This is a genomic window from Phaeobacter sp. JH20_08 (genome assembly GCF_048056635.1).
In the GTDB taxonomy this organism is placed as follows: domain Bacteria; phylum Pseudomonadota; class Alphaproteobacteria; order Rhodobacterales; family Rhodobacteraceae; genus Phaeobacter; species Phaeobacter bryozoorum.
Window position 1 is genome coordinate 105,018 of sequence record NZ_JAYMVV010000011.1, and the last position, 12,750, is coordinate 117,767.

Consider the following 12,750-nt stretch of genomic DNA (forward strand, 5'->3'; position numbering starts at 1 on the left):
CGCAGGGCTGCGCCGGTGGATCCGCGCCCTGCCCCTCCGCGCGCCGGTGGATCAGGCCGCGAGGCCTGTCACCTGCTCCAGGGCGGTCTCCACCAACCTTGTATCTGCGCCCGGTCGGCTGGCGCCTTCGGACAGCACCCGCCGCCAATTGCGCGCTCCCGGACGGCCTGCAAACAGCCCCAGCATATGCCGGGTGATCTGATGCAATCGCGCACCTTGCGCCATCTGATCGTCGATATACCCCAGCATCTGCCCGACAACCGCGACCGGATCGGTTCCGCTGCCGCTGCCAAAAATGAGCGGATCCGCCTGTGACAGGATATCGCTGGGCTGATGATAGGCGGCGCGACCGATCATGACGCCGTCAAGGCCCCGTTCCAGATGCAGAAGCGCATCCTCCAGCCGTGCGACCCCTCCGTTGAGCGAGATATGCAGCTGCGGGAATTCCGCCTTCATCTGATGCACGATCTCGTAGTCGAGGGGCGGGATATCGCGGTTTTCCTTGGGGCTCAGTCCCTTTAGCCAGGCTTTGCGCGCGTGGATCGTCACCCGCTCGCAGCCCGCCGCCGCGATCCGTTCAAGAAAGGCAGGCAGCACCTCCTGCGGGTCCTGGTCATCAACGCCAATGCGGCATTTCACCGTCACCTCGACATCGACCTTTGCCCGCATGGCAGCAACACAATCGGCCACCAGATCCGGCGTTTTCATCAGCACGGCGCCAAAGGCCCCCGACTGCACCCGGTCGCTCGGGCAGCCACAGTTCAGATTGATCTCATCATAGCCCGCCTCGGCGCCGAACACGGCAGCCTGCGCCAGCTCCTCCGGGTCAGAGCCGCCCAGTTGCAGCGCCACCGGATGCTCTTCGGCACTGAAGTCCAACAGATGCAGCGCCCCGCCCCGCACCAAGGCAGGTGCCGTTACCATCTCGGTATAAAGCAGCGCCTCACGGCTCAGCAGCCGGTGCAGATACCGGCAATGGCGGTCGGTCCAGTCCATCATGGGAGCCACGGAAAGACGCGCCGCGTTCCCAACTTCGGAAAACCTTATTTCTTCTTGGTTTTTCGAGTTTTCCATTGTCACCGTTTCCCTCGATCTGGCCCGATTCAGCCCCGTTATCGGGTGCGGCGCTACAGACTGTAGCACCGACGGCGCCGTGTAGCACTGTTTCCACCCCAAGTTCCAGCACTCCGGTTCGGACACTGCCGGGCTGCCATCCTACCCAATCAGTCCCGCCCCTGACGACGATAGCGGACTGATCAGCTCGGGCCGATCAAATGGATTGGGCGCGTTCTGGAAACAGTCCGGGTTTTCTAGAAAAATTTAGCTAAACATTGATCATTATTATTAACCATTTCCGGGCAATTTGGCCCAATTTTCTCCATAAATCTATTGATGCCCTGCTTTCGTGCTAGACGGATTTGAAATCCGTTAATTCACGATTTCCGTTGTACGAAGGAAAGATGATGCCAGTAAATCCGGTGAACCCCGTCAGAGGAACAGTCAACGCAGACACGATCATCGGCACGGCGGGCGCGGATACGCTCGTTGGGCTGGGGGGCGACGACAGCCTGATCGGAGATGCGGGCAATGATTCACTTGTCGGCGGCAGCGGGAATGACACGCTGCGGGGGGGGCACGGCGACGATACCCTCATAGGCGGTGACGGCGATGACGAAATCGAGGGGCTATACGGCAATGATGTGATCGACACAGGCGCGGGCAATGACCATGTTTTTGGCCGCGACGGTGATGATCTTATCTTTGGGCGCAGTGGTGACGACCATCTGATTGGCAGCATTGGCACCGACACTGTCTATGGCGGCGACGGCAATGACGTGCTGGCCGGCAGCCAGGGCAATGATGAGATCCATGGCGGGAACGGAAACGACATCGCGTTCATCGGTACGTTCGAAGACTCCGACCGGATTTTCATGGATGCGGGCGATGATATTGTCGATGGCGCCTTGGCCGGTTCGTCGTTTTATGCAGAAGGCGGCTCGGGCAGCGACACGATGACCGCAGGTGTTGGCAACGACACGCTGCTGGGCGGCAGCGGAGATGACCTGCTGAGCGGCGGCAGCGGCAATGACCTGCTTTCCGGTGGCGGCGACAGCGATACAATTTCCGGCGGGGATGGCGACGATATCTTTCTGATCCAAGACGTGCCGGGCCGCCTGTTGATCACCGATTTCGGCGCAAATGGCGCTGCGGATATGATCGATCTGTCGGAGCTGACTGGCTATGGTTCAGCGGAGGCGGTGTCGTCCGGCATGACCTTCGGTCCCTATCAGACCACGTTGAACCTCAATGTCACCGGTGGGGAGCTGGTGATCACGATCCAGCATCAAACACCCCTGACAGCGGCGGATCTTGGGCTGTCGGGCGCCTTGACCGGTACCGACACCGGCGAAGGTCCGACCGAATTCGGCGGCGGTGATACCGGCAGCGGTGGCGCAGGCCCCGACACACCTCCGCCTGATGTCGACACAGGCACCGGCACAGGCGGAACTGGCGGAACTGGCGGAACTGGCGGAACTGGCGTCACCTATACGCTGGCCGGGCAGGACGCTGCGATATTCGTGGTTGATCCTGACACTGGCGATGTCTCCTATCAGGATTGGTTCACGCCAAATTACGAAGAGGTCTGGGACCTGGACCGGGACCATATCTATGAAATCTCTGTCATCGGGACCGATGCGAATGGTGCCGAAGTCAGCCAGCAGAATCTGGAACTGGTTGTCAGCGAAACCGGTGCCACCTGGCAGGACGCCACTGGCGACATCCCCAATCCTGGCAACGGCGGCTCGGATCAGCAAGACCCCGGTGCAGGCGTCTGGGAGGGGGAAAACGCTGCCGGTGTAACCTACACGCTGACGGGGCAGGACGCCGCGATATTCCTGGTTGATCCTGATAGCGGCGATGTCTCCTATCAGGATTGGTTCACGCCCAACTACGAAGAGGTCTGGGATCTGGACCGGGACCATATCTATGAAATCTCCGTCATCGGGACTGATGCGAATGGTGCAGAAGTCAGCCAGCAGGACCTGGAACTGGTTGTCAGCGAAACCGGTGCCACCTGGCAGGAAGTCGGAGGAGACACCTCCGATCCTGACGACGGTGTTACCGACCCGGGTGATCCTGTGCTGGAGACGGATTACCTCAATGGCGATGCTGATGATGAGCTGTTGACCACCTTTGATGCGTTGGCCGACCGGTATCTTGACGCAAGGGGTCATGCCACAGCGCCGATTTTCAATGGCTCGGTTGACTGGCATTCCAGCGTGCATGCTCATCTGGCCAATGTTGCGGCCTACGAGGCCACTGGCGATCAAGCCGGGTTGCAGGCCTTTGCCGATGACCGTTTTTCCGCCGAGGACGTGCAGGGCGAAATCGACCTCACCCATAACGACCCTTATGGCTGGGCGTGGCTGCTGAAACTGGACACCAAGCTTCAGGACAATGGCATCGACAACCTGGCACCTGCCGGCGATCATTTTTCCGCCGAACTGGAGGCCCGTCTGTCCCAACGCATTGAAGCCGGAACTTCCGATGCGGGTACGGGCTCCTACGGTGATGCAAACTGGCAGATCGCAAATCTGATCCAATACGCCCAGCATCAGAACGATGCGCCGGCTGAAGCACGTTACATGCAGATGTTTGAGCAAATTCAGTCGGATACGAATGTATCCGGGGAGACGGAAATTGATGACGGCGATTTCTTTTCGTCGCTTTCGCTCTCGGCCTATGCCCATGTGATTGCGGGAGAAACAGATACGGCGCTGTTTGACGACATCCATGCCCAGATGTTGCAGAGCGTCACCGATGGTTCGCTTGAAGAGCTGCTGGATACCGAAGGTGCACGTCTGGATGCGGGGATCGGGTTTTCGCATTCGGCTGGTATCGCGATCTCTTCGGCCTATGGCTATTGGGCGATGTTTGCCGAAACAGAGAACCCGGCCTTTTATCATGCCTATTCGAATGTTGTGGAATGGACCGAAACTTATGCTGCGGAAATGGGCGCCAACATCGGGCCTGGCCATTGGCTGCCGAACTTCGCGTCTTTTGCAGCCGACCTGCCGACGCAGCTGCCGGTGGCTGACCCGGATGGCAGCCTGACCACGCAGATTGATGACTGGGTGCCCGGCGCCGGCGGCGATGGTGCCGATATCCTGATCGGCGGCAATGACAATGATCTGCTTTCCGGAGGGGCGGGCGATGATCTGCTGGACGGCCAGGGCGGCAAGGATACCCTGGACGGCGGCACTGGCGATGACACCCTGCGTGCCGGTTTTGACGATGGCACCGGCGATGTCTTTATCGGTGGCGCGGGCAGAGATACCTATGACATCGCAAATTCCGATGTCAGCGTTTATGGGTTCAATATCGATCTCCGGGATGGCACGGATCAATACGGCAATACCTACTCCGGTATCGAGAACATTCTGGGCAGCGATACGAATGATCGGTTGCTTGGCAACGGCTCGCGCAACTATCTGCATGGCGGCAATGGCAATGACACGCTTTCCGGGCGGTATGGCGCTGATGTGCTCGACGGCGGCAACGGCAAGGACATCCTGCGGGGCGGCCACGGCAACGACACGTTGCGCGCGGGTTTTGACGACGGAACCGGCGACGTGTTTGATGGTGGTGCGGGGAGCGATACCTATGACATCGCGAATTCAGATGTTCGCGGCTATGGCTTCAACATTGATCTCAACACGGGAACGGATCAGTACCACAACAGCTACACCCGCATTGAAAACATTCTGGGCGGCACCGCCGATGACACATTGCGTGGCGACGATGCGGACAACTACCTGAATGGCGGCGACGGCGATGATATCCTCAATGGCCGCGCGGGTGACGATGTTCTGACCGGCGGCGCAGGGAACGACGTCTTTGCCGTGACGGCGGATACCGGGTCAGTGCAGATCACCGACTTTGGGCAAAACGGCGACGCTGATCAGATTGATGTCTCTGCTCTGACTTCTTTCTTCGCCGATCCCCAAGCCCTGATGGCAGCCTTGAGCCATTCCGACGGGCAGACCAGTTTCAATATTGAGCTTGATGAGGGAACCAGACTGGTGACGATCCAATCCGATCAGGAGCTTGAGGAAGAAGACTTCATCTTCTGATCGGGAGAATGGCAGGCAGGGTTCGAAAGCTGCTGCGGTCGCTGTAGGCGCCGCACCCTGCCTGCGTCCAGGCCGCTGATCGGTCAGATCAGCGGGCGCGTTTCGGGTTTTTCCAGATCGACAAGCGCCAGGTCTGCCAGCGCCTGAAGATCCGTGATCGACAAGAGCCCGTTCTGCCATTCGGCAAGGCCCGCATCCCGCAGCACCTTAAGCCGCTTGTTGGTGTGGACCAGCGACAGACCAAGGGCATCCGCCAGATCCTGCTGGCGATAGGCCAGCGGAACCGTATTGCCGACCTCAAGACCGACAGCGCGCAGCCGCAGGTAGATTTTCACCAGCGCCCAGGCAATCCGCTGCGAAGCGTCGCGCTGCCCGAGCGAAGCGATGGTCTCGCCGAGGAAATGCTCCTCCACGGCGGCGATCCAGGTCAGATCATAGGCCCGCGCCGGGTTCTGTTCAAACAGGCGAAAGGTCTCGGACCGGCGAAACACGCAGAGCGTCATCGCGGTTGTGGCCTCGACCGAATGTTTCATCTCCCCCATAAGACCGGCCTGCAAACCGATGAAATCACCAGGAAAAATAAAGTTGATCACCTGCCGACGGCCATTCTCCAACGTGGTGTAGCGGGTCCCCATCCCTTTTAGCACGGTGTAGAGCTGCGGGCTGTTTGACCCTTCCAGCAGGATCGTGGTGCCCGGATCGACAACCAGTTCGCCGGTCTTGAACCCTTGGGTAAACGCCAGCTCCTGCTCCGTCATCGGCGTGAACACATCACGATGCCGCAGGGGACAATCTTTGCAATCGGTGGTCGACACTGGATTATTCCCTAAATGGTATGTCACAGATTAATGCGAGCAGGCTGAATTCGGCGCAGAATGCACGAAACGAAGGTCTATCAGCTTATGCAAGACGATGTTCCGGTCAATACGACCGCTGCGGAAACCCAAATTTATATCATTGCAACACAGGATCATCTGACCACCTGCGATATCTCAGATACAATTCATGAATGCGAGACCAACGCCGAGGTGCTGTGCCATCCGTCGATCGACGCGGCCATGCCGGATATCTGCAAGAGCCACACTCTGGCCGTGGTCTTTGCCGAGGTCGGCAGCGCACAGATCGACCAGCTGAAACTGGACGAGATCATTGCGGCGCGGTCTGGCACATTGGTTCTGATGGGCACCCGGGCCGAGGCTGAACTGGAGCTTGCCGACATAGGCACCTACCCCTGGCCCGTGCTGTTTCGCCCGTTTTCGGCGTCAATGATCAAGAGCTGGCTGACGCCGCGGCGCAAGGGGGCCAGGAAACCTGCCGGGAACAATTCGCAAGCTGAAACGTTGTCTCCTCATCTGCGGATCGTGGACTAACCTTTTGGAGGAGAGAGAGAATGCTTGGTTGGGCAATTACATTTCTGGTCGTGGCGCTGATCGCGGCCCTACTCGGATTTGGCGGCATCGCCGGGGCATCGGCAGGCATCGCCAAGATCCTGTTCTTCATATTCCTGGTGCTGTTCGTCGTGGCCATGGTCATGCGCGCACTCAAGGGTAAGCCGCCGGTCTAAACGCCGTCTGGCCAAATGCCGCCGGTTTACGCCCCGCATGGGCTGGCATCTCATGACCTGATAGCCGGTGTTACATGTCTTGGCGCGCCAATGCCCCTTCTGGGTCAGCGGCGCGCCGTTTTTGCTTTTGCACGCGGCTGCTCAGCCGGCCGCCTTGCCGGGAAGATATCCACCGATTTCCGCGCTCACCTGTTCCCACTCGGCCATGAGGGGCATCAGATCGGGCATGGCGTCCATCTCCGAATGTTCAAGCGTCAGCAGGGCCTCCCGCAGCGCGGTAAAGCCCAGCACCGCGGCGGAACCAGCGAGCCTGTGTGCCTCCTGCCGGTGCGCCTGCCCCAGCTCATCTGCCGCGCGCAGATCGGTCAGGAACTGATCGACCTCGTCACTGTAGCCGTGCAGGAACTGCGCCCCACGTTCAGCACCAAGTGCATGAAAAAATTGCGTTATGTCCGATTGCCCCTCGGCTGGCTGCGGTGCAGGCTGCGCCATGGGCATTGGGCTGGGAGGCGCGGCAGGCAGCTGTGCGGGCAGCTGTCCGGCGACCTCTTTTGCGGCGCTGCGTTGCATTCTGGCGCGGCGTGAAATCACCTCTGTCAATGCCTGCTTGCTCACCGGCTTGGTGACCACTTCGGCAAGCCCGCCTGCCAGGATTCGTGCGTGATCCTGCTGCCCGACATGGGCCGTCAGCGCGACAATCTGCGTGCCCTCCGCCAGCGCCTCGGCGCGGATGCGGCGGGTGGCCTCGATCCCGTCCACTTCAGGCATGCTGATGTCCATCAGGATCAGATCAAAATCCTCGCGCCGTGCGGCCTCCACCCCTTCGGCGCCCCCCTCAGCCAGCACCACCTCATGCCCAAGCGTGATCAGCATCCGTTCGACAAGAATGCGATTGATTTCATTGTCTTCGACCACAAGGATCCGCGCGCACTGTGCCTCATCCGCGGCTGTATCGCCGGGCTGCGGAGACGTCTGTTCCGCATTCGCAATCAGCGGCGTATCGGGGGTCGCCTGACCGATCCGCCCGCGCCCGTCCGAGGCCGGCAGTGGCAGCGAAATGGTGAACAGGCTGCCCTCCCCCAGCTCACTTTCGCAGGTGATCTCGCCCCCCATCGACACCACGATACGACGGGTGATCGCAAGACCCAGACCGGTGCCTTCGCTGCTGCGCGCATAGCTGGCGTCCAGCCGGATGAAATCTTCAAAGATCCGGTCCAGATCATGCTCAGCGATGCCGGCCCCGGTGTCGGCAATGCAGATCTCCACGGTATCGCTGCCCCTCACCCGCAGCACGTCGATTGACACCGCGCCATCGGTGGTGAACTGCAACGCGTTTTCAACAAGGTTGACCAGCACCTTCTTCAGAGCGACGGGGCGGCCGAGGACTTCGTCACAGGGGCCAAGGCTGCAATGCAGGCTGAGATCGTTGCGGCCGCGGCGCGCCACGGCCTGATGGGAATCGACCAGTTCCTGCACCAGATCGCAAAGATCGAAGATGCGCTGATGTTCATATTCGACGCCGGTTTCCAGGTGTGACAGCTGCAGGACGTCGTTGACATGGGCCATCAGGCGATCGCCGGAGTCGCGGATCGCCGACAGGTATTCACGCTGATCAGCGGTGAGCGGCGTGCCGTCCAGCAGCTCAACCGCGCCCAGAACACCGGTAAGCGGCGTCCGCATTTCGTGGCTCATCACCGTGAGGAGATCCGCCTTTGCCCGTTCACCGGCCAGCGCCTCATCGCGGGCGCGCGTCAGCGCCTCCTCCGCAGCGATGCGGTCAGAAATATCGCGCAGGTAGCTGACAAAGACGGTTTCTTCTGCCGACTGGCTGGCGGTAATCGACAGTTCCACCGGAAAGACCTCGCCGGATTTACGCTTTGCTTCCAGCTGGATACGCCCCTGCCCGATGACCTTGGGCGTCGCCCCGGACCGATAGGCCTGCATGCCCTGCTCATGGGCGTCGCGCAGGTGATCGGGGACAATCAGATCCGCCATATCGGCGCCCGTCGCCTCGCCCCGCGAATAGCCAAAGATCGTCTCGGCGGCGCCGTTGACCTCCTGAATGCGCCCGTCGTCACCAACCACCAGAATGGCATCCAGCGATGATGTGATCATGGCGCGCATCCGGCTGACGGCAAAGCGTGTGCGCTCCGCCAGCCGCTTGCCGCGCTGGTAAAGCCGCCCCATCATCAATGCCGTCAGCCCCAGCGCCACACAGAGCGCGAGGACCACCCACGCCAGCCGTGACAGGATCGCAAAGAGGTTGAGGCGTTTATCCTCGGTTGTGCGGGCATGTTCCGTCAACCCGGCCAGCGCCAGAACACGCAGATCGGCGCGATTGTCCCGCAGCATGTCCCGCACCTGGGGCAGCCCGAACAGGAGCGCCTCATCCGGGCCGTCGATATAGGTGATCAGCCGGTCGATCCGCGACATGACCCGCGCCAGAACCCGGGCGTTTTCGGGTTCGTCCCGCACCGGTTTGAAGGTGCGGCTTTCGCGGATGGTGGCGACCCGGCTGTAGAGGATGTCGAATTCGCGGCGGACCTGAGACAGATCCTGCTCACTCCGGGCGGAGAGCACCGCGTTTTCCAGTTTCAGCTGTTCGATTTCGGCCTGTGACAGGGTCCATTGCAGGCTGTCGGTGGCGGCGGTTGACAGGCCATCCAGACGCACCAGCACCTCGCGCCCCAGCCGAACGGACTGCACCGCGAGCAAGGCGAGAACCAAGCCCACGGTGATGAGGACGCTGCGCGACAGCAGAGGGTTTTCCCTGAGCCGCACCTATGAAAGACCTGTGCCTATGCCTGTTCGCGTCATTCGCCTATCGTGATCTCCTCAAGCTGCCAGATGCTGCGGGAATAAACCGCCTCAGTACGGTAGGTCGGATCGCTGTCGTAGGGGTAGACAATCCACAACGGGCCCTTGTCGCGGACCGACATTGTTGCGCCATTGCGCTCATAGGCGACCATTGGCCCGCCATTGGTGGCGTCTGAAACCGGAATCTCCACGGCATAATCGTTGATTGCCCGTGCCACGACGACACCGGCCTGATGTTGATCCACACCGACATGGGCCAGCAACGCAGCCAGGCTGACACCGGTAAAGGCCTGTTCGCCGGAGGTCCAGATGGTGCGGGTATCGAACTGGGCGACCGGCAGGCTGCGCAATTCATCCATCGAGAATACGAACTGCTGCGTATCGCCGCCGTTCTGGGGTTTGACGGCAACGGTCAGAACCGTCTCGCCGGATTGGGACGCCCGGGCGTCCTGAGGGGCCAGACCGCAGAGCAATGTGACCGCTGCAAGCAGGGCTACAATGTGGAGGTGCCAGTATTTCATCGCGTCTATCCTTTTGCCTGTGCCATTCCGCCGATTGCGGCCCCGCTACCGGGTGATGCACATTCTTGATCTGGGTCGAACCTGTCACAAACCGCCGTCCAGAGCATCTGTTCCTGCGGATAGACTGCTATTCTTTGGTATAGGATTCGTAACCAGCGCTGCATTTTTTTGGCAATTCCGGCCGATTTTATGCCTCCACGGCCGCAATGATGCGGGGAATACGCGCCTGTACAAAGTCCGGGTAACCTCAAAAGGCGCCCCTGCACGCGCTGTGGTTGCGTGGAATTGACTTTTTATCAACCAAATTGAGGGTATGCTGACGTTCAGGCCGGTACTTTGCAGGAGCTTACATGCGTATTCTATTGGCGGACGACCACGACATGGTGCGTGAAACCATTTCCGCTTATCTGACATCAGAAGGCGGCGCGGCAGTAACCTCGACCGTCGATCTGCCCGGCGCGCTGAGCGAGATCGAAGAGAACGGCCCCTATGATCTGGTCCTGCTGGATTACAATATGCCAGGAATGCAGGGGCTGGATGGTTTGGGAACGGCGCTGAAGGCCAATGGCGGCAAGGGGGTTGCGATCATCTCCGGCAGCGCGCCGACCCGGACTGCTCAGGAGGCTCTGGATGCCGGGGCGATTGGCTTCATTCCCAAAACCATGGGCGCCCAATCGCTGCTGAACGCGGTCCGCTTCATGAGTGCCGGCGAAATCTATGTGCCCGTTGAATTGATGCGCAAGGAGGCCGAGGCCCCTGCCCATCCGCTTGCCGAAAAACTCAGCCCGCGCGAGATCGAGGTTCTGGACGGGCTGTGCCGCGGCCTGTCGAACAAGGAAATCGCCCGCGAGCTTGAGTTGCAGGAGGTGACGATCAAGCTGCATGTGCGCACGCTGTGCCGCAAGCTGGAGGCCAAGAACCGCACCCAGGCCGCTCTCACCGCTAAGGAAGCAGGCCTGTTCTGAGGGCTGCGTTGACCGGCAGCTCTCGGCGCCACAAATGACTGCGCCTCTATGGGGGCATGATCGCTGGATCCATCTTGAGGGGGCTGCGATGGGTGGGGCCTGTGGTTGGTGAAACGTATGCGGTGAAAACTGTTGGCTCTGCCCAGCGAGGTCGGCCTGTCGTGAGACGCCGCAGGCGTGCAGAGCTGTGTCTGGGTCCGCGTCTATGTCGGAGCTGGATCGGTGTCCGGCTATGGATCGGTGTCCAGGTCGGGACCAGTCTCCGGGTCAGGACCAGACGCCGGGTCTGAGCCGTAGGTCTGTGTCGCAGGGCTGTTGATCCCGAAACCGATGCGACGAATCGTGTCCGCCCGATCTGCCAGGAGGTGGAAAGCCGCCTTCGGCAGCTGCCACTTGTTGCGGCGCCCATCCTGCGAGTAGGCGCCTGCGACGGCCCCGATACAGCTGCGACCTCAGCCAGTGGCCACCTATGCGGTGGTCGATTACCTGACGTGGCCGACCACTTGACGTGACCTGGCTGCATCGCGGCTGGCCTTTGCACTCAGAAAACCGGCGCGCGCCTAAGGTGCGATGGCCCAGCGGATCAGCGCCGCGACACAGGCCAGCACCCCGACGCTGGCACACCAGATGACCGCAAACCACAGCAGCCGCCCCAGTGGGTGATGCCTGACCTTTGCTTCGGGACTGGCGCTGCCGCGGGGTGTGGTTGCCCGCTCAGGAGGCTGTTCGGAGGTGCTCAATGATAGCCCTCCTCCGGGTTGATCTTGCCGCGAAATACCCAATAGGCATAGGCGGTATAGGCCAGGATCAGAGGCACCAGCACCACCGCGCCGACCAGCGTGAACATCAGGCTTTCATCCGGGGCGGCGGCCTCGGCGATGGTCAGGCCCGGCGGCACGATGAACGGGTAGAAGCTGATGCCAATGCCGATGAAACCCAGCACAAAGAGCCCAAGTGCTGCCAGAAACGGCTGGGCGTCGCGCGCGCCCTTCAGCCCCTGAAACAGCGCGTAGCTGCACGCCACAACCAGCCCCGGTACCAACAGGCTGAACAGGCTGCCCGGCAGGTTGAACCAGCGGCGGAAATACTCCGGGTCCTGAAACGGGGTGAGCAGGCTGACCAGCGCAATTGCCGCCAATGTGACGACGCCGAGCCAGCGCGCGTAGCCGCGCATCTGATGCTGTAGATCACCCTCGGTCTTCATGTAGAGCCAGGTCGCACCAAGCAGCGCATAGCCGGTCAGCACTGCCAGGCCGGTGATCAGCGAAAACGGGGTCAGCCAGTCCCACCAGCCGCCTGCGTAGGCGCGGCCCTCGATCTCGATCCCCTGTACCAGCGCGCCCAGCGCGATGCCCTGCATGATCGCCGCCACAACAGAGCCGCCAAAGAACGCGACGTCCCAGACGCCACGCCAGCGGGTGGTGCGCCAGCGGTATTCAAAGGCGACACCGCGAAACACCAGCGCCAGCAACATCAGGGTGATCGGCATGTAGAGCGCTGGCATGATCACCGCATAGGCCAGCGGGAACACCGCAAACAGCCCGCCGCCGCCCAGCACCAGCCAGGTTTCATTGCCATCCCAGACCGGGGCGATGGAGTTCATCATGGTGGCCCGATCGCGTTCGGAACCGGCGAAGGGGAACAGGATCCCGACGCCAAGGTCAAACCCGTCGAGCACAACATAGGTCAGCACCGCAAAGGCAATGATTCCGGCCCAGATAAAGGAGAGTTCAAACAGCATAGCGAGG

General features: G+C 60.9%; 10 protein-coding genes. 4 read left to right on the forward strand and 6 right to left on the reverse strand.

Annotated elements, in window-relative coordinates:
- Positions 1–51: 51 nt before the first annotated feature.
- Positions 52–1,074, reverse strand: coding sequence for a tRNA dihydrouridine(20/20a) synthase DusA (dusA, locus tag VWY75_RS11050; RefSeq protein WP_416538938.1), 1,023 nt, complete (start codon positions 1,072–1,074; stop codon positions 52–54).
- 386 nt (positions 1,075–1,460) lie between these two features.
- Here dusA and VWY75_RS11055 point away from each other — a divergent pair, with 386 nt between their 5' ends.
- On the forward strand, positions 1,461–5,135 hold the full coding sequence (locus VWY75_RS11055) for a DUF2891 family protein (protein ID WP_416538939.1): 3,675 nt from the start codon (positions 1,461–1,463) through the stop codon (positions 5,133–5,135).
- An 83-nt stretch (positions 5,136–5,218) separates the two neighbouring features.
- On the opposite strand, the gene VWY75_RS11060 is transcribed toward VWY75_RS11055, so the two are convergent.
- Positions 5,219–5,893: a Crp/Fnr family transcriptional regulator gene (locus VWY75_RS11060; protein WP_416534243.1), complete on the reverse strand. Its 675-nt coding sequence runs from the start codon at positions 5,891–5,893 to the stop codon at positions 5,219–5,221.
- A 144-nt stretch (positions 5,894–6,037) separates the two neighbouring features.
- On the opposite strand from VWY75_RS11060, the gene VWY75_RS11065 reads away from it, so the two are divergent.
- Positions 6,038–6,505: a hypothetical protein gene (locus tag VWY75_RS11065; RefSeq protein ID WP_416541680.1), complete on the forward strand. Its 468-nt coding sequence runs from the start codon at positions 6,038–6,040 to the stop codon at positions 6,503–6,505.
- Between the two features lie 20 nt (positions 6,506–6,525).
- Positions 6,526–6,699: a DUF1328 domain-containing protein gene (locus VWY75_RS11070; protein ID WP_340545865.1), complete on the forward strand. Its 174-nt coding sequence runs from the start codon at positions 6,526–6,528 to the stop codon at positions 6,697–6,699.
- Positions 6,700–6,840: 141 nt separating this feature from the next.
- On the opposite strand, the gene VWY75_RS11075 is transcribed toward VWY75_RS11070, so the two are convergent.
- Both VWY75_RS11075 and VWY75_RS11080 read right to left on the reverse strand, forming a co-directional pair.
- Positions 6,841–9,480: an ATP-binding protein gene (locus VWY75_RS11075; protein ID WP_416538941.1), complete on the reverse strand. Its 2,640-nt coding sequence runs from the start codon at positions 9,478–9,480 to the stop codon at positions 6,841–6,843.
- Positions 9,481–9,512: 32 nt separating this feature from the next.
- Positions 9,513–10,037: a molybdopterin-dependent oxidoreductase gene (locus VWY75_RS11080; protein WP_340545867.1), complete on the reverse strand. Its 525-nt coding sequence runs from the start codon at positions 10,035–10,037 to the stop codon at positions 9,513–9,515.
- Positions 10,038–10,387: 350 nt separating this feature from the next.
- On the opposite strand from VWY75_RS11080, the gene VWY75_RS11085 reads away from it, so the two are divergent.
- Positions 10,388–11,002, forward strand: coding sequence for a response regulator transcription factor (locus tag VWY75_RS11085; RefSeq protein ID WP_340545868.1), 615 nt, complete (start codon positions 10,388–10,390; stop codon positions 11,000–11,002).
- Between the two features lie 560 nt (positions 11,003–11,562).
- Here the strand turns inward: VWY75_RS11085 and VWY75_RS11090 are convergent.
- Complete coding sequence (locus tag VWY75_RS11090) at positions 11,563–11,742, reverse strand: hypothetical protein (RefSeq protein ID WP_416538942.1); 180 nt, start codon at positions 11,740–11,742, stop codon at positions 11,563–11,565.
- Positions 11,739–12,743, reverse strand: a complete 1,005-nt coding sequence (gene cydB / locus VWY75_RS11095) for a cytochrome d ubiquinol oxidase subunit II (RefSeq protein ID WP_340545870.1) — start codon at positions 12,741–12,743, stop codon at positions 11,739–11,741. Before cydB ends, VWY75_RS11090 begins: the two co-directional genes overlap by 4 nt.
- Positions 12,744–12,750: the final 7 nt, after the last annotated feature.